The sequence below is a fragment of the Sphingomonas aerolata genome, from assembly GCF_023935825.1.
Taxonomy (GTDB): domain Bacteria; phylum Pseudomonadota; class Alphaproteobacteria; order Sphingomonadales; family Sphingomonadaceae; genus Sphingomonas; species Sphingomonas aerolata.
Genome location: NZ_CP098762.1, coordinates 2,191,367 through 2,209,056 on the forward strand (window position 1 = coordinate 2,191,367; position 17,690 = coordinate 2,209,056).

Consider the following 17,690-nt stretch of genomic DNA (forward strand, 5'->3'; position numbering starts at 1 on the left):
AGGATCCAGAGCCACGCGCGCGGACGCCGGTGGCTCTGGATCCTGACTTTCGTCAGGATGACGTAGTTTGGAGAGAAACATGAAGACCTACATCGCCGCCGGCCTGCTCGCCGCCACCGCGATCACCGGCGTCACCGCCGCCATCTCGCAGACCGCCGAACCAACGGCCGCACCCGCCGCACCCGCCGCGACCGGCGCCCAATATGGCAGCTTCGGCTTCGACGAGAAGGGCATGGACAAGACCGTCCAGCCCGGTGACGACTTCTACGCCTTCGCCAATGGCAACTGGGCGAAGACCACGCCGATCCCCGCGGACAAGTCCAATTACGGCGCGTTCAACTTCCTCTCCGACCTGTCCGAGACGCGCACCCGCGGCATCCTCGACACCGCGGCCAAGGATCCGAACTCGAAGATCGGCCGCGCCTATGCGACCTTCCTCGACACCGGCACGATCGAGGCCAAGGGGCTGGCGCCGATCCGCCCATGGCTCGCGAAGATCGCCGCGCTGAAGGACCGGTCGGGTTATCCCGCCTTGCTCGCCGAGGCAGATCGCGCCGGGATCGGCGGCCCGTTCGGCAGCGGCGTCGGCCAGGACGACAAGATCCCCGAACAGTACGCGCTCTCGCTCGGCCAGTCGGGGCTCGGCCTGCCCGACCGCGACTATTATCTCAGCACCGACGCCAAGCTGGTCGAGGCGCGCACCGCCTACCGCGCGCACATCGCCAAGATGCTGACGCTCGCCGGCGAACCCGATGCCGAAGCGCGCGCCGCCGCGTTGCTCGCGTTCGAGACCGAGATCGCCCGGGTCAGCTGGACCCGCGTCGACAGCCGCGACGCGACCAAGACCTATAACAAGATGACCGTCGCCGATCTCGCCAAGCGCGCGCCCGGCTTCGACTTCGCCGGCTATTTCAAGGCGACCGGCACGCCCGTTCCGACCGTCATCGTCGCGCAGCCCTCGGCGATCACCGGCATTGCAAAACTCGTCGCGACCGCGCCGATCGGCGTGCTTCGCGACCAGCTGATGCTCCGCTCGCTCGACGGCTATGCGGACGTGCTGCCAAAGGCGTTCGACGCCGAACAGTTCGCCTTCTACGGCACCGTGCTCGGCGGCACCCCCGAGCAGGAGGCCCGCTGGAAGCGCGGTGTCCAGTTCACCAGCGGCGCGCTCGGCGACGAGGTCAGCAAGCTCTACGTCGCGCAGTATTTCCCGCCCGAGACCAAGGCGGCAGCCGATGTGCTCGTGAAGAACGTGCTCGCCGCGATGGGCCGCCGGATCGACAAGCTCGACTGGATGGCGCCCGAGACCAAGCAGAAGGCGCACGCCAAGCTCGCCGCCTTCACCCCCAAGATCGGCTATCCCAGCCAGTGGAAGGACCTGTCCGCGCTGACGATCACGTCCGGCGACGCGTTCGGCAACGAATGGCGCGCCAATGAATGGCAGCATCAGGACAACATCGCGAAGCTCGGCAAGCCCTTGCAGCGCTGGGAATGGGGCATGACGCCGATGACGGTCAACGCCTATGCCAATTTCGGGATGGTCGAGATCGTCTTCCCCGCCGCCATCCTCCAGCCGCCCTTCTTCGATCCCAAGGCCGATGACGCGGTCAATTATGGCGGCATCGGCGCGGTGATCGGGCACGAGCTCAGCCATCATTTCGACGACCAGGGTTCGAAATACGACGCCAAGGGTCAGCTCACCGACTGGTGGACGCCCAAGGACATCGCCGGCTTCAACGCGCTCACCGGCAAGCTCGGCGCGCAGTACGATGCCTATGAGCCGCTGCCCGGCATGCATGTGAAGGGCCAGCTGACGATGGGCGAGAACATCGCCGATCTCGCCGGGCTGACGGTCGCCTATGACGCCTATCACACCGCGCTCGGCGGCAAGGCGGCCCCCGTGCTCGACGGCTTCACCGGCGACCAGCGCTTCTATCTGGGCTGGGCGCAGGTCTGGCGTCGCAACTACCGCGAGGCGAATCTGCGGCAGCGGCTGCTGACCGATCCGCATTCGCCATCGCAGCAGCGCGCCTCGGTCGTCCGCAATCTCGACCCCTGGTACGCCGCCTATCAGCCCAAGCCGACGCAGCGTCTGTATCTCGCACCCGAACAGCGCGTGCGCATCTGGTGACCGGCCGCGTCCCTGCCCGGGAAACCGGGCGGGGACATGATGCTTGACCCCAAACCCCCGAACAGCGGAAGAGGCATCGCATGGTTTCGCTTCCGCCCCAGACCGGCCTCGGGCCGAACCGCCGCGCCGCCCTCGTCGCGGCGGTGACGGGGATCGCCGCGTCGGGGCTGGTGCTCGGCATGATCGGCGACATCGTCGTCGCGGCGGCCTTTCTCGCCGCGGCGATCATCGTCATCGGCGCGGTGATCGTCTGGCGCGTACTCGCGCGCGCCGGCAGCGCCGAACTGCGCACGATCGACTGGGACTTCACGCGCGCCGTCGCGCAGGCGAGCGGCGATGCGATCGCGGTGACCGATCGCGCGGGCCGGCTGGTCTGCGCGAACGATGCCTATGACGCGGTGTTCAGCGGCTTTCCGACCCCGCCGGGGCTGCCGCTCGACGCGAGTGGGGTCGTATTGCTCGCCGAGGCCGGACGCACCGCGTGGCGCGACGGTCACGCGCAGGCGGAGCGGCTGGTCGCCAACGGGCTGCGCATCTCGGCATCGATCACCCGCGCCGGCGACGAGGCGGACATGCTCGTCTGGCGGTTCGTCACCGCGCCCGACTATGACCTCGCGCAGACCGCCGAGCGGCTGATCGACGGGCCGACCGGCGACCGGCTCGGCGGCAGCGGGATCATGGCGGCGTTGCTCAGCGCCGACGGCCGAGTCCGCGCGACCAACCGCGTGCTCCGCGTCCGCGCGATCGGCGACGAGCATGAGGCGATCGAAGGCCGCGACTTTGCGCGCTTCCTGATCACCGACAATCGCGGCCTCGTCCGCTTCGCGCGCGAGGGCGGCGCGGGGACGCCGCTGCGCGTGGTGCAGGTGCCCTTTGTCGAGGGCGACGACGCCCCCGTCCTCGTCATCCTGCTCGACGACGAGGAGGATGCGCCCGCGATCGGCGCGTCCGCCTCCGCGCATGTCCGCAGCCTCGTCAGCCTGATGCCGTTCAGCATGGCGCTGGTCGATCGCGAGGGCCGCTTCATCCAGATGAACGATTCGTTCCTGCGCGCCGCCGGGGTCGTCGGCGCCGCGCCGCCGCTCTACCCCGGCGATCTCGTCGTGCGCGAGGACAAGACCGCGGTCGCCGATGCGATCCGCCGGTTCGCGGGCGGGCAGACCCACTCGACCGACATGGCGGTCCGGCTGAAGGATCATCCCGACGAGCCGGTCGCGCTGACCATCGCCGGCGCGCGCGGGCTCGGCGACGCCGCGGTCCTGCTCAGCCTCAAGGACAATAGCGAGGAATCGCGACTGAAACGCGAGGTGGCGCAGGCGACCAAGATGCAGGCGGTCGGCCAGCTCGCCGGCGGCGTCGCGCATGATTTCAACAACATCCTGACCGCGATCATCGGGCACTGCGACCTGATGCTGATGCGCCATTCGCCCGGCGACAGCGATTATGACGACATCCAGCAGATCCGCACCAACTCGAACCGCGCCGCCGGGCTGACCCGCCAGCTGCTCGCCTTCAGCCGCCAGCAGACGCTGCGCCCGCAGATCCTGCAGCTGCCCGACGTCGTGTCTGAGGTCTCCAACCTGCTCAAGCGACTGATGGGCGAGACAGTCCGGCTCGACATGATGCACGGCCGCAATCTGGGGCCGGTCCGCGCCGATCCGGGGCAGCTCGAACAGGTCGTCGTCAATCTCGCGGTCAACGCCCGCGACGCGATCCTGTCCGCCAACCCGCTCGGCGGCGGCACGCTGACCATCACCACGCGCTCGGTCTCGGCGACCGAAGTGCGGCAGATGGCCTCCGACATCCTGCCCGTCGCGGACTATACCGCGCTGATCGTCCAGGATACCGGCACCGGGATCCCGCCCGAGGTCCTGCCGAAGATCTTCGAGCCGTTCTTCACGACCAAGGAATTCGGCAAGGGCACCGGGCTCGGCCTCTCGACCGTCTACGGCATCGTCAAGCAGTCGGGCGGCTATATCTTCGCGGAATCGCAGCCGGGGCAGGGGGCGACCTTCACCATCTTCCTCCCCGTCCATGCCGCGCCCGCCGCGCCGCGGCTCACCGCGCCCAAGCCCGCGGCGAAACCCGCCGACCTGTGGGGCACGGGGACGATCCTGCTGGTCGAGGACGAGGACATGGTCCGCGCGGTCGCCGAACGCGCGCTCACCCGCCAGGGATATAGCGTGCTGACCGCGGAGAATGGCGAGGTCGCGCTCGAGATCATGGCGAAGAACGGCCGCCCCGACCTGCTGATCACCGACGTGGTGATGCCGACCATGGACGGCCCGACGATGGTCCGGCACGCCCGCGAGAAATATCCCGACCTGCCGATCGTCTTCATGTCGGGCTATGCCGAGGAACAGCTGCGCAAGTCGATCGACCTCGACAATGTCGAGTTTCTTCCCAAGCCCTTCTCGGTTCAGCAGCTTGCCGAAGCCGCGCGCGACGTTCTTGCGGCACGTTAAGCAACAAGATGTTGGCGCTCGGCGAAATTGCCGCCTAAGGTACAAAATATGAACGTGCCACAGCAGATCCTCATCGTAGAGGATGAACCGTTGATCGCCATGATGCTCGAGGATTTTCTCGAGGTGCTGGACAAGGGCGTCGCAGGGTCCGTCGACACCGTCGCCGATGCCCTGCACCGCATCTCGGCCGGGGGTGTCGACGCCGCGATCCTCGACGTCAACCTGCGTGGCGGTGAGAAGAGTACTCCGATCGCCGAACGGCTTGCGGAGGGCGGAATTCCCTTCGTCTTCGCGACCGGCGGTGGTGATGACGGCCTCGATCCGCGCTTCCGCGACCGGCCCCGCCTGCAGAAGCCGTTCACGATGGACGGCGTCGCCAAGGCGCTCGAAAGCCTTTGACGGTCCGCCGCGCGGGCTCTGCGGTCCTCGTCTGGCCGCGGCCGCGGCGGATAAAACTGCAAATCCATACGCAACTCTCTTGCGTAAAGGCCCCGTCTCGCGACATAGGCGGTCGCCATGACCCGTATATTCGATAAATCGCGCCTGCCGAGCCGGCATGTCTCCGTCGGTCCAGAGCGTGCGCCGCACCGCAGCTATTATTACGCGATGGGTATTCCCGAAGAGGATATCGCGCGTCCGTTCGTCGCGCTCGCGTCCGCCGGCAACAACTCGGCCCCCTGCAACACCACGCTCGACGCGCAGGCCGATGCCGCGCAGGCCGGCGTCATCCAGGGCGGCGGGATGCCGCGCCGCTTCAACACGATCACCGTCACCGACGGCATCGCGATGGGGCATCAGGGGATGAAGGCGAGCCTCGTCAGCCGTGAAGTCATCGCCGACTCGGTCGAACTCTCGGTCCGCGGCCATTGCTACGACGCGCTGGTCGGCTTTGCCGGCTGCGACAAGTCGCTGCCCGGCATGATGATGGCGATGCTCCGCCTCAACATCCCGTCGGTGTTCGTCTATGGCGGGTCGATCCTGCCCGGCCGCTATCAGGAACGCGACGTCACCGTCGTCGACGTGTTCGAGATCGTCGGCAAATATGCCGCCGGTGCCTGCCCGCTGTCGGAGGTGCATGCGCTCGAGAAGGTCGCCTGCCCGGGTCACGGCGCATGCGGTGGGCAATATACCGCCAACACCATGGCCTGCGTCGCGGAAGCGATCGGATTGTCCATTCCGAACAGCAACATGGTGCCAGCGCCTTACACGACGCGTGAACAGATCGCGGTGGCTGCGGGCGCGCAGGTCATGGAGTGTCTGGCCGACAACATCCGCCCGCGCGACATCTGCACGCGCGAGGCCTTCATCAATGCGGCGCGAGTCGTCGCCGCGACCGGCGGCTCGACCAACGCCGCGCTGCATCTGCCCGCCATGGCGTCGGAAGCGGGGATCGAGTTCGACCTGTTCGACGTCGCGGAGATCTTCAAGACGACGCCGTATATCGCCGACCTCAAACCCGGTGGGAAGTATGTCGCCAAGGACATGTACGAGGCGGGCGGCGTCTACATGCTGATGAAGACGATGCTCAGCGGCGGCTTCCTCGACGGCAGCTGCATGACCGTGACCGGCAAGACGCTGGCCGAGAATATCGACCAGGTGACGTGGAACCCCGACCAGAAGGTCATCTACGACATCAGCACCCCGCTGACCCCGACGGGTGGCGTCGTCGGCCTGCGCGGCAGCCTCGCCCCCGATGGCGCGATCGTGAAGGTCGCGGGCATGCACCGGCTCCAGTTCTCGGGTCCGGCGCGCGTGTTCGACTGCGAGGAGGACACCTTCGCCGCGGTCGAGGCGCGCGCGATCAACGAGGGCGAGGTTATCGTCATCCGCTACGAAGGTCCCAAGGGCGGTCCGGGCATGCGCGAGATGCTCTCGACCACCGCCGCGCTCTACGGCCTCGGCATGGGCGAGAGTGTCGCGCTGATCACCGACGGCCGTTTCTCGGGCGGCACGCGCGGCTTCTGCATCGGCCATGTCGGTCCCGAGGCGGCCGATGGCGGCCCGATCGCGCTCGTCGAGGATGGCGACATCATCCATATCGACGCCGAGGCGGGGACGATCGATCTCGATGTTCCCGAGGACGTGATGGCGGCACGCCGCGCGGTCTGGGTCCCACGCAAGACCGATTACGGCTCGGGCGCTCTGTGGCGCTATGCGAAGACCGTCGGTCCGGCGTACAAGGGCGCGGTCACGCACCCGGGAGCCGCAGCCGAAACGCATGTCTACGCGGATATCTAAACGATCGCAGTATCTTGTCGGGCTTGTCTCACTCCCGCTGGCAGCCTGCGGGAGCGGCAAGCCCGACGCCGGTGACACGGCGTCGCGCCGCGACGACGCTTCCGTCATGCATGTCCCCTGCGCCAAGGGGGCCGCCGCTTTGGCCCCCGACTGCACGATCGAGCAGTCGCGCGGCGCAGATGGCGTGATCCTGACCCTCCGCCACCCCGATGGCGGCTTTCGCCGGCTGCGCGTCTCCCCTGACGGCCGCGGCGTCGTCGCCGCCGACGGGGCGGAGCGGGCGCGCGTCACGGCATCCACGCCCGGCAGCATCGACGTCGCGCTGGGCACCGACCGCTACCGCCTGCCGGCGACGGTCCAGCCGGACGCGAACGGCTCATGATCCGGATCGAGGGCCAGCCCGTCCTGACCGCCGCCGAGATGCGCGCGGCCGAGGATGCGGTGATCGCAACCGGCATCCCGGTCGACACGCTGATGGACCGCGCAGGCACCGCGATCGCGCACGCGGTCCATCGCCTCGCGGGATCGAACGCCATCCTGATCCTCTGCGGGCCCGGCAACAATGGCGGCGACGGCTATGTCGCCGCGCGCGTGCTCGCCGAACTGGGCGCAACCGTCCGCGTCGCCGCACTGTCCGAACCCCGCGCCGACGCTGCCAGGGCGGCAAGGGCAGGGTGGCCCGGCCCCGTCGACTCACTCGCCGAAGCGAAGCCCGCCCCCGTCCTGGTAGACGCCCTATTCGGCACCGGCCTCACCCGGCCGCTGGATGGTCCTTCACCCCAAACCCCAAACACCCCCCCGGCGAAGGCCGGGGCCCAGTTGGGCACCGCTATCGACGACGCGCACGGTTCACCCAACTGGACCCCGGCCTCCGCCGGGGAGGTATCGATCGGGGAAAGACTCCACACCTTAACCACCGCCGCCACCCTCACCATAGCCATCGACCTCCCCAGCGGCCTCGCCACCGACTCCGGCCGCGCGCTCACCACACCCCCCGTCTTCCACCTCACGCTAGCCCTCGGCGCACTCAAACCCGTGCACCTCCTCCAGCCCGCCGCACGCTATTGCGGCGAGGTCCGCCTCCTCGACATCGGCGTCCCCGTCACCAGCCAGATCGAAGTGCTCAAAAGCCCGCACCTCGCACCCCCCGGACCCGACGCGCACAAATACACCCGCGGCATGGTCGGGGTCATCGCCGGCACGATGGCGGGCGCGGCCGACCTCGCCGCGTTCGCCGCGATGCGCGCGGGCGCGGGCTATGTGACGCTGCTCGGCGACAGTGCGGGCCCGCCGCACGCGCTCGTCCGCGCGGCGTTCTCCGACCACGCGCTCGCCAACGACCGGATCGGTGCGCTCGTCATCGGCCCAGGCCTCGGCCGCGACGCCACCGCAAGCGCCCGACTCGACGCCGCGCTCGCCGCCGGGCACCCGCTCGTCCTCGACGGCGACGCGCTCCGCCTGCTCGATCCCGACCGGATCCGCGCGCTCACCGTCCCGGTCATCCTCACCCCGCACGCCGGCGAGTTCGACGCGCTCTTCGGGCGATCGGACGACGACAAGATCACCCGCGCCCGCGACGCCGCCGCCCGCACCGGGGCGGTCGTCGTCTTCAAGGGTGCGGACACCGTCATCGCCGCGCCCGACGGCCGCGCCCGGCTCGCCCCCGGCGCGAGCGACTGGCTGTCCACCGCGGGCACCGGCGACGTCCTCGCCGGCGCGATCGGCGCGATGCTCGCCGCAGGGCTCGATCCGCTCGCCGCCGCCGGCGCGGGCGTGTGGCTTCACGGCGAGGCTGCGCGTCGATCCGGGCCGGCATTTATCGCCGATGACTTGGCGGATGCGCTCCGGTCGGCCAGAGCGTCCGTATGACCAGTGACCCAACGACCGACACCATCGTCCGCGTCGCCGCGCGCGGCGACGGCATCACCGCCGATGGCCGCCACGCCGCCTTCACCGCGCCCGGCGACACGCTCGCGGCCGACGGCAGCGTGACCCACGGCCCGCACCACCAGACCCCGCCCTGCGTCCATTTCCCGACCTGTGGTGGCTGCCAGCTCCAGCATCTCGACGATGAGAGCTACAGCGCCTTCGTCACCGACCGGATCGCCTCCGCGCTCGACGGGCAGGGCCTGTCCGCGCCGATCCGCACCCCGCATATCTCACCGGTCCGCAGCCGCCGCCGCGCGACGCTGCATGCCGAGGCGAAGGGCGGCAGGATCACGCTCGGCTTCACCGCCGAGAAGGCGCATCTGATCGTCGACATCAGGGAATGCTGGATCCTCGATCCGCGGCTGTTCGCGCTCGTCGCCCCCTTGCGCACCCTGCTCAAGCGCCTCAACTTCCGCCGTCGCGCGGACATCCACCTGACGCTCGCGGACCAGGGCGCCGACATCCTCATCACCGGCTTCGCGCCCGAAGGCCTCCCCGCCGCCGAGGCGCTCACCCGGTTCTGCGAGGAGCACGGCATCGCCCGCGTCGCGTTCGACGACGGTCTGGGGCCTGAGACGCGCTGGGAGCCCGATGCGGTGACGATCACGCTGGGCGGCGTCCCCGTGCCGCTGCCACCCGCCTCGTTCCTCCAGGCGACGCCCGATGGCGAGGCCGCGCTCACCGCCGCGGTGCTCGAGGCGATCGGCACGCCCGCCACCGTCGCAGACCTGTTCGCCGGGCTCGGCACCTTCACGCTCGCGATCCCGGCGAAGGTCTATGCCGCGGAGGGCGCGCGCGACGCGCTGACCGCGCTGAAGGCCGCCGCGCACCGTCTGCAACGCCCGGTCTTCCCCGAGCACCGCGACCTCTACCGCCGCCCGCTGACGGTGGCCGAGCTCGACCGGTTCGACGCGGTAGTGATCGATCCGCCCCGCTCGGGCGCGCGCGAACAGGCCGGCGCGCTCGCCGCGTCCAGGACCCCGGTGATCGTCTACGTCTCGTGCAACCCGGCGAGCTTCGCCCGCGATGCCAAGGAGCTCTGCGACGCCGGCTGGCGGATCGACTGGATCCAGCCGGTCGGCCAGTTCCGCTGGTCGACGCATGTCGAACTTGCTGCGAAGTTCGTCCGCTAAGGTGTTAATTTCTCAAGGATAAACCGCAGTTACGAAGAACAACCCATCGGGCGGTGCATTGAATCCCAGCATCGCCCGATCCTTCGCCGCCAGCGCGTCCGCGACATCGCCGACCGCCCAGCGCCCCATGCCGACCAGCGCCAGGCACCCGACCATCGATCGCACCTGGTGATGCAGGAACGACCGCGCCGCCGCGTAGACGAACAGCCGCTCGCCCGCCCGCACCACGTCGAGCCGGTCCAAAGTCCGCAACGGACTGTCCGCCTGGCAATGCGCCGACCGAAACGTCGTGAAGTCATGCCGCCCGACCAGCGCGCGCGCCGCCTCCGCCATCGCCTCCGCATCGAGCGGCTGCGGCACCTGCCACGCCAGCCCCGCCTCGAAGCTCAGCGGCGCACGCCGGTTGACGATTCGGTACTCATAGGACCGCCCGATGCACGAGAACCGCGCATGCCAGTCGTCGGGCACCACCTCGCACGCCAGAACCGACACCGGCGCCGGTTTGACCAGCGCGTTCAGCCCCTCCATCAAGCGGAACGCCGCGACCGGCTTCACGATATCGACATGCGCGCGCATCGCGATCCCGTGCACCCCCGCATCGGTCCGCCCCGCCGCCTGCACCGCCACGGCCTCGCCGGTCATCTTCAGCACCGCCGCCTCGAGCGCGGCCTGCACGCTCGGCCCATGCTTCTGTCGCTGCCAGCCCATGAACGGCCGGCCGTCAAACTCCACCGTCAGCGCGAACCGCGTCAAAGCTGAGTCCCCGAGGGAATCGCAAACCCGCGGAGCAGCTCCTCGGCCGATGTCACGCCGCGCCCGGCCCGTTGCACCAGGGTCGGCCGGATCGCACCGTCGCCGCACCCGATCGTCAGCTCGGCATTCACCGTCAGCCCCTCGCACCCCAGGAAGCTGAACGGCAACACGTCCGCCGCGAGCACCTTCACGCGCTCGCCGGCGACCTCGAACCACGCGCCGGGCGCCGGGTTCATCGCGCGCACCAGCCGTTCGACCTCGACCGCCGACCGCTCGAAATCGATCCGCGCCTCCGCCTTGTCGATCTTGGCCGCATAGGTGACGCCCTCGTCGGGCTGCGGCCGGGCAGGGTAGGCGTCAAGATCGCCCAGCACCTCGACCATCAACCGCGCGCCCATCGCCGACAGCTCGGCGGTCAGATCGCCCGCGGTCTTGCCCGCGACCGGCGTCCGCCCCTCGAGCCTGACCGGCCCGGTATCGAGCCCGGCCTCCATCTGCATGATCCCGACCCCGGTCTCCGCATCGCCCGCGAGGATCGCGCGCTGCACCGGCGCCGCCCCGCGCCACCGCGGCAACAGCGAGCCATGGACGTTCAGGCACCCGAATCGCGGCGCGTCGAGCACCGCACGCGGCAGGATCAGGCCATACGCCGCCACGACCGCGACATCAGCGTCGAGCGCCGCAAACGCTTCCCGCGCGGCGAGCCCCTCGGGCAGCGACGCCTTGAACGACACCGGCGTCCGAACCTCGATGCCCAGCGCCTCCGCCCGGACCTGGACTGGCGACGGCACCAGCTCGCGCCCGCGACGCCCGCCCGGTCGTGCCGGCTGGCAATAGGCCGCCACCAATTCATGCCCCGCCGCGACGAGGGCCTCCAGCACCGGCACCGCGAAGTCCGGCGTTCCCATGAAGATGATCCGCATGCCCCTCTCGAACACGCTGGCGGGGAGCGACGCAACCCCCTATCTGGTTGCGATGGCATCCCCCGAGATCGAGGCGCTGACGCAGGCGCTGGCCCGGCTCCCCGGCCTCGGCCCCCGGTCCGCACGCCGCGCCGTGCTGCATCTGCTCAAGAAGCGCGACGCCGCGCTGGGGCCGCTGCGCGAAGCGCTGACCGCGGTCGACGAGCGGCTGGAAAATTGCAGCGTCTGCGGCAATGTCGACACCACCAACCCGTGCGCGATCTGCGCCGACCCGCGCCGCGACCAGCGCTCGCTCTGCGTCGTCGAGGAGGTCGCCGATCTCTGGGCGCTCGATCGCTCGCGGCTGTTCCCCGGTCGCTTCCACGTGCTCGGCGGTCGCCTGTCCGCGCTTGAAGGGATCCGTCCCGAGGATCTCAGCATCGACAATCTCGTCCGCCGGATCGAGGCGGGGGGGATCGACGAGGTCGTGCTCGCGATGAACGCGACGCTCGAAGGCCAGACCACCGCGCATTACATCGCCGAACGGATCGAACGCTTCCCCGTCCGCGTCACGCAGCTCGCGCACGGCCTGCCGGTGGGTGGCGAGCTCGACTATCTCGACGAGGGCACGCTCGCCCAGGCGCTGCGCGCACGCCGCCCGATGGCCTGATCGTCGCGGCCTAACCCAAATGCTTGACGGCTCAACCCGCGGAACCTAGCTGCGCAGCATGACCGTCATGACCGTTCTCGAAGTCCCCGATCCCCGCCTGCGCCTCGTCGCGGAGCCGGTGGCGTCGGTGGACGATTCCACCCGTACGCTCGTCGCCGACATGATCGAGACGATGTACGACTTCAACGGCATCGGCCTCGCCGCGACTCAGGTCGGCGTGCAGCAGCGCGTCCTCGTCATCGACCTTCAGGAAGAGAAGGACGAAGAGGACAAGCCGATCAGGAATCCCAAGGCCTATATCAACGCCGAGATCCTTTCGGTGAGCGAAGAGATGTCGACCTATAACGAGGGCTGCCTCTCGATCCCCGAGCAATATGCCGAGGTCGTCCGCCCCGCCCGCTGCCGCGTGAAGTGGCTCGACGAGACCGGCGCCGCGCATGAGGAAGAGCTCGACGGCCTGCTCTCGACCTGCATGCAGCACGAGATCGACCATCTCGACGGCGTCCTCTTCATCGACCACATCAGCCGCCTCAAGCGCGACATGGTCCTCAAGAAGCTCGCCAAGGCCCGCAAGCTCGGCTGATCCGGCGCCGGTCGTTACCTCGACCGGCCAAGCCACCAATTCCCCGGCGAAGGCCGGGGCCCAGGCAGGGAAGCCCCGCGTAATCGCGGGCGGCACACGCCAAGAACACTGCCCAGCAAACACCGGAGCCCACCTGCGATAGCTCCGCAACGAGGGGCGGCGCCCCCCCAAAAGCACCACCCCGGCGAAGGCCGGGGCCCAGTTGGCACGTCCCCGGCGATAACGCACTACCGCCCGCAAAGCCCCGTTCGCTCCCGTAGCGACCAAGGCCAACGCCCGCAGGTAGGAAAATCCCTCTGTCCCACCCACGTCGTTCGTGCTATGTTCCAACGATGACATTCCAGACCGTGCCCCCCCAGCCGCCCGCGCCCAATCCCTGCCTAGCCGGGCGCCTCGCCGGAAATTGTACGGATCTCGGCGCAAAACACGCTTATCGTCTCAACATTCACAACATTGGGACGCGAGCATGACCGAACTCGTGATCGTCGCGCTGCTCGCGGCCGCCGCCGGGTTGCTGCTCGGCTGGCTGCTAGCCTCGCGTCGAGCCGGCGCGCTCGCCAGCGATCTCGCGGTCGCCAGGACCAGAGCCGCCGATTTCGATCTGATCCGCACCGCGCGCGACGCGGTCGAGCAGGAACGCAATGCCGCGCTTCAGGATCTCGCCACGCTGCGCGCGCAGAATGCCGAACGCGCCGGGGAGGCGGACCGCCTGCGTACCGATCTCGCGACGATCCGCGCCGACCGCGACGCCGCGCGCACCGAACTCGCCACCGAGCATGCCCGCAGCGAAGCGTTCGAGGCCCGGCTGGTCGAACTCCGTGACGCCAAGGACGTGATGGCGGCTCAGTTCGGCGATGTCGCCAACAAGCTGCTGAGCGACGCGCAGAAGACATTCCTCGACCGCGCCGACGCCCGCTTCCGCCAGTCCGAGGAATCCGCCGGGCAGAACCTCAAATCGATGCTCCAGCCCGTCAGCGACCGGCTGCAACGCTATGAAGAGGGCGTCGCCAAGGTCGAGGCGGAGCGCCGCGACGCGTTCGGCGATCTCAAGGGGCAGATCGAGCAGATGCGGCTCGGCCAGGAAAAGGTTTCGACCGAGGCCGCCAAGCTCGTCAACTCGCTGCGCAACGCGCCCAAGTCGCGCGGCCGCTGGGGCGAGCAGCAGTTGAAGAACGTGCTCGAGACCTGCGGCCTGAGCGAACATACCGATTTCCAGACCGAGGTCAGCGTCGCGGTCGGTGATGCCGATGAGCGCGCCGGCGCTCGGCTTCGCCCCGATGCGATCATCCGCGTCCCGGGCGGCCGCGCGCTCGTCATCGATGCCAAGGTCTCGCTCAACGCCTATCAGGATGCGTTCGGTGCGGTCGACGAGGCCGAGCGGCTGGTCGGTCTGGCGGCACATGCCGCGTCGATGCGCGCGCACGTCAACGGGCTCGGCAACAAGGCCTATTGGAGCCAGTTCGCGGATACGCCCGATTATGTGATCATGTTCGTCCCCGGCGAGCATTTCCTCTCCGCCGCGCTTGAGCATGATCCGACGCTCTGGGATTTTGCGTTTGAAAAGAGGGTGTTGCTCGCCACTCCTACCAATCTGATTGCGATCGCCCGGACGGTTGCCGCGGTCTGGCGGCAGGAAAAGCTCGCCAACGAGGCGCGCAAGATCGGCGAACTCGGCAAGGAAATGCACGACCGGCTCGCCAAGGTCGCGGACGATCTGCGCAAGGTCGGGGTCGGGCTCAACAGCGCGGTGAAGAACTTCAACGGCTTCACCAACTCGTTCAACGGCCGCCTGATGGTCACCGGCCGCAAGTTCCGCGACCTCAATATCGAGACCGGCGCGCGTGATCTCGAGGACGTGTCGTCGATCGACGCGCTCGCCCTGGGCGAGGGGCCGGCATTGATCGAAAAGCCGGAGACCGCGGACGTTTAAGGCGCGTTTTCAACGCTGTTGGGCAAGAACTTCATAGGCCATGACCGCGGTGGCGACTGCGGCGTTGAGGCTGTCGGCCTTCCCCAGCATCGGAATCTTGACCAGCGTGTCGCAGCCTTCGGCCATCTCCGCTGGCATGCCCTGCGCCTCGTTGCCGGTCAGCAAGAAGGTCGGGGCGCTGTACGTCGCCGCCCGGTAATCGGTCTCGGTGTCGAGGCTCAGCCCGACCAGCTGCCCGGGGCCGCTGCGGAGCCAGGCCTCGAACGGCGCCCACTCGGTCTTGACGACCGGAATGGTAAACAAAGCCCCCATGCTCGCCCGCACCGCCTCGACCGAGAACGGATCGACCGACTCACCAATCAGGATCAGCCCGCCCGCCCCGACGGCATCGCCGGTCCGCAGGATCGTGCCGAGATTGCCCGGATCCCGCAGCCGCTCGGCGACCAGCCAGATCCCCGCACTGGTCCGGTCCAGATCCTCGAGTGCCGCGTCGAACTCATCGAACACGCCGACCACCGCCTGCGGATTGTCCTTGCCCGACAGCTTCGACAGGATGTCCGGCGTCGTCTGGATCGATTCGCCGCCCGCCTCCTCGACATCCATCGACAGCGCATGGACCAGCGGGTGGTTGGCGCTCGCCGCGGCGTAGAACAAGGTCCGGGGCAGCCGGCCCGTCTCGCGAGCCTCGGTCAGGATCCGCAGTCCCTCGGCAAGAAACTGCCTTGCAGCCTTGCGATGTCGCTTGTCGCGAAGATCGCGAACATATTTGATCAACGGGTTCGAGAAGGCGGTAATTTCGCGAGGCATTTATCGGCCCTTCGGCGCGCGGAAACAGGGGAGGTCGGTCAACACGCGCCGCTCATGCCCGTCGCAACCCCGCGCGGCAAGCGCTGCGGGGAAGGGGGCTCAATCCTCGCCGAACTTGGCTTCGACAAGTTCGACCAGCCGGGCAACGGTTTCGTCCGCGCCATCGCCCGTCGCCGATATGACGATCGAATCGCCCATCGCGGCCCCGAGCATCATCAGCCCCATGATCGACGTTCCCGTCACGCTGCCCGCGCCGTCCTTTTCGACCAGCACATCGCAGGGCTGCGAGGAGGCGAGCGTAACGAACTTCGCGCTCGCCCGGGCATGCAATCCCCGGCGGTTGGTGATCAGGACAGTGCGCGCAACCGCAGTCACGCTGCCGCCTCGCCGAGAACCTCGGATGCGACGGATATATATTTCCGGCCGGCTTCACGCGCGGCAGCGACCGCCGCCACGACCGTCATCGCCTTGCGCGCCGACCCCAGACGGATCAGCATCGGCAGGTTCATTCCCGCGATCACCTCCACCCGGCCCCGCTCCATCAGCGAGATGGCAAGGTTGGACGGGGTACCGCCGAACAGGTCGGTCAGGACGATCACACCGCGCCCCGCATCGACCTCGGCGATCGCCGTCGCGATATCCGCGCGGCGTTCCTCCATATCGTCATCCGGGCCGATCGCGATTGCCGCGACACGTTCCTGCGGGCCGACGACATGGACCATTGCGGTCACGAACTCGTCGGCGAGCCGCCCGTGGGTCACCAAAACTAGGCCGATCATATCAGACGCTTCATACTCATAAGCCGACCGGTGGTCCCTCAAGCGAGTCCTGCGGCGCGGCCCCCAGGTCGCGATGGTTTACCGTGGGCGAAAAACCCTCTGCGCGCAACCGTCCGGCGATCCGTTCGGCAACATGAACCGATCGGTGTCTCCCTCCGGTACACCCGATCGCAACGCTGACATAGGACTTGCCCTCCGCCTTGTAGCGCGGCAGCAACAGGAGCAGCAGATCCTCGATGCGGCTGACAGCGGCTTCATAGGCCGGATCGGCCATGACATATTGCGCAACCTCGGCATCCAGTCCGGTCCCAGGACGCAGCTGCGGATCCCAATGCGGATTTCGCAAAAACCGCATGTCGAAGACGAGGTCAGCGTTGCGCGGTAGCCCGCGCGCGAAGCCGAAGGACTGGATCGACAGCGTCGGAGCACCCTGATCGTCCTGTGCGAAGCTGTGGCGGATCTGTTGCGCGAGTTCGTTGGCCGCCAATGTGGTCGTGTCGATCAACCGGTTCGCCCAGTCGCGCAGCGGCCGCAGCATTTCACGCTCGCGCGCGATCCCGTCGCCCGCGGGGCGATCGGGGGCTAGCGGATGACGCCGCCGCGTCTCGGAATAGCGTCGCTCGAGTTCTACCCCCGAACAGTCGAGGAACAGCGTCCCGATTTCCAGACCGTGCCGATCGCGCAGATCGCGGATGCGCCCGATGATGCGATCCGCATCGAAATCGCGCGTTTGCGAGCCAATACCAATCGCCAGGGGGGTGGAATCATCCATTTGTCCCTGTGCGCGCGGCGTATCCAGCAGCCGATCGAGCAGCAGGAGCGGCAGATTGTCGACGATCTCCCAGCCCAGATCCTCAAGCGTCTTGAGAACGGTCGATTTGCCCGCGCCCGACATGCCGGTGATCAGCAGGATCGCCTTTGATTGGCGCGTCATGCGGCGAGAATTCCGTGTGTCAGAGCCAATTCAACCTTCAGTGGAGCGGACGCCTGGAGTGGTTCGAGCAGGAGGACCTGGATGTCGACGCCGGCGATCCGCCGTGCCTCTCGCTCGGGCATCCGCGGAACCTGCCCTCCTAGCCGTACGAGCAGGGCGATGGGTATGTCGACAACATAGGGCATGGCGATAATGCCCAGACCCCGAACCTCGATCTGGCCAGCGATGGAAGCGGGCGCGTGCGCCAGCAGCCGGGTCCCCGACCGCACGACGATGGTCTGGTCGTCACTGACCAGCATCGCGCCGCGGTCGATCAGGCGGAGGGCGAGGTCGGACTTGCCGATGCCGGAAGGTCCTTCCAGCAGGACGCCCTGGCCGCCGATCGAGACGGTCGTCGCATGCAGGCGATCGGACGAGAGGACAGACAGAACTAGAG

17 protein-coding genes are annotated in these 17,690 nt (G+C 68.4%); 10 read left to right on the forward strand and 7 right to left on the reverse strand.

Annotation, left to right across the window (positions count from 1 at the left end; genetic code table 11):
• Nucleotides 1-79: 79 nt before the first annotated feature.
• From NEF64_RS10005 to NEF64_RS10035, 7 genes are all read left to right on the forward strand, one after another.
• The gene (locus tag NEF64_RS10005; protein WP_056408366.1) at nt 80-2,131 is read left to right on the forward strand and encodes a M13 family metallopeptidase; all 2,052 of its coding nucleotides are present in this window, start codon (nt 80-82) and stop codon (nt 2,129-2,131) included.
• 80 nt (nt 2,132-2,211) lie between these two features.
• Nucleotides 2,212-4,596: a hybrid sensor histidine kinase/response regulator gene (locus NEF64_RS10010; protein WP_056408362.1), complete on the forward strand. Its 2,385-nt coding sequence runs from the start codon at nt 2,212-2,214 to the stop codon at nt 4,594-4,596.
• A gap of 48 nt (nt 4,597-4,644) precedes the next feature.
• A complete protein-coding gene (locus tag NEF64_RS10015; protein WP_031396103.1) occupies nt 4,645-4,995 on the forward strand; it encodes a response regulator in 351 nt (116 codons plus the stop codon).
• Nucleotides 4,996-5,112: 117 nt separating this feature from the next.
• Nucleotides 5,113-6,834 (forward strand): dihydroxy-acid dehydratase, encoded by a 1,722-nt coding sequence (gene ilvD / locus NEF64_RS10020; RefSeq protein WP_031440068.1) that lies wholly within the window; start codon nt 5,113-5,115, stop codon nt 6,832-6,834.
• Nucleotides 6,835-6,940: 106 nt separating this feature from the next.
• Entirely contained in the window at nt 6,941-7,216 is a 276-nt protein-coding gene (locus tag NEF64_RS10025) for a hypothetical protein (RefSeq protein WP_235516463.1), read from the forward strand.
• Nucleotides 7,213-8,703, forward strand: a complete 1,491-nt coding sequence (locus NEF64_RS10030) for an NAD(P)H-hydrate dehydratase (RefSeq protein ID WP_056408357.1) — start codon at nt 7,213-7,215, stop codon at nt 8,701-8,703. Before NEF64_RS10025 ends, NEF64_RS10030 begins: the two co-directional genes overlap by 4 nt.
• Entirely contained in the window at nt 8,700-9,896 is a 1,197-nt protein-coding gene (locus tag NEF64_RS10035) for a class I SAM-dependent RNA methyltransferase (RefSeq protein ID WP_056408354.1), read from the forward strand. The genes NEF64_RS10030 and NEF64_RS10035 overlap by 4 nt, the downstream gene beginning before the upstream one ends.
• A 12-nt stretch (nt 9,897-9,908) precedes the next feature.
• Here the strand turns inward: NEF64_RS10035 and truA are convergent, their stop codons facing one another.
• Both truA and fmt read right to left on the reverse strand, forming a co-directional pair.
• Nucleotides 9,909-10,649: a tRNA pseudouridine(38-40) synthase TruA gene (gene truA / locus NEF64_RS10040; RefSeq protein ID WP_252573692.1), complete on the reverse strand. Its 741-nt coding sequence runs from the start codon at nt 10,647-10,649 to the stop codon at nt 9,909-9,911.
• A complete protein-coding gene (fmt, locus tag NEF64_RS10045) occupies nt 10,646-11,572 on the reverse strand; it encodes a methionyl-tRNA formyltransferase (RefSeq protein WP_252573694.1) in 927 nt (308 codons plus the stop codon). The genes truA and fmt overlap by 4 nt, the downstream gene beginning before the upstream one ends.
• A 52-nt stretch (nt 11,573-11,624) precedes the next feature.
• On the opposite strand from fmt, the gene recR reads away from it, so the two are divergent.
• From recR to NEF64_RS10060, 3 genes are all read left to right on the forward strand, one after another.
• Nucleotides 11,625-12,221, forward strand: a complete 597-nt coding sequence (gene recR, locus NEF64_RS10050; protein ID WP_031393413.1) for a recombination mediator RecR — start codon at nt 11,625-11,627, stop codon at nt 12,219-12,221.
• 58 nt (nt 12,222-12,279) lie between these two features.
• Nucleotides 12,280-12,804: a peptide deformylase gene (def, locus tag NEF64_RS10055; RefSeq protein WP_031438987.1), complete on the forward strand. Its 525-nt coding sequence runs from the start codon at nt 12,280-12,282 to the stop codon at nt 12,802-12,804.
• A 466-nt stretch (nt 12,805-13,270) separates the two neighbouring features.
• Nucleotides 13,271-14,734: a DNA recombination protein RmuC gene (locus NEF64_RS10060; RefSeq protein WP_252573696.1), complete on the forward strand. Its 1,464-nt coding sequence runs from the start codon at nt 13,271-13,273 to the stop codon at nt 14,732-14,734.
• A 9-nt stretch (nt 14,735-14,743) separates the two neighbouring features.
• On the opposite strand, the gene NEF64_RS10065 is transcribed toward NEF64_RS10060, so the two are convergent.
• From NEF64_RS10065 to NEF64_RS10085, 5 genes are all read right to left on the reverse strand, one after another.
• Nucleotides 14,744-15,541, reverse strand: coding sequence for a TrmH family RNA methyltransferase (locus tag NEF64_RS10065; RefSeq protein WP_037528485.1), 798 nt, complete (start codon nt 15,539-15,541; stop codon nt 14,744-14,746).
• A 99-nt stretch (nt 15,542-15,640) separates the two neighbouring features.
• The gene (locus NEF64_RS10070; RefSeq protein ID WP_031393409.1) at nt 15,641-15,916 is read right to left on the reverse strand and encodes an HPr family phosphocarrier protein; all 276 of its coding nucleotides are present in this window, start codon (nt 15,914-15,916) and stop codon (nt 15,641-15,643) included.
• Nucleotides 15,913-16,320, reverse strand: coding sequence for a PTS sugar transporter subunit IIA (locus NEF64_RS10075; protein ID WP_031393408.1), 408 nt, complete (start codon nt 16,318-16,320; stop codon nt 15,913-15,915). The genes NEF64_RS10070 and NEF64_RS10075 overlap by 4 nt, the downstream gene beginning before the upstream one ends.
• A 16-nt stretch (nt 16,321-16,336) precedes the next feature.
• Nucleotides 16,337-17,254 carry an RNase adapter RapZ gene (gene rapZ / locus NEF64_RS10080; protein ID WP_031393407.1) on the reverse strand — a complete coding sequence of 306 codons (918 nt, stop codon included), beginning with the start codon at nt 17,252-17,254 and terminating at the stop codon, nt 16,337-16,339.
• The gene (locus NEF64_RS10085; RefSeq protein WP_056408343.1) at nt 17,251-17,682 is read right to left on the reverse strand and encodes an HPr kinase/phosphorylase; all 432 of its coding nucleotides are present in this window, start codon (nt 17,680-17,682) and stop codon (nt 17,251-17,253) included. The genes rapZ and NEF64_RS10085 overlap by 4 nt, the downstream gene beginning before the upstream one ends.
• Nucleotides 17,683-17,690 lie beyond the last annotated feature (8 nt).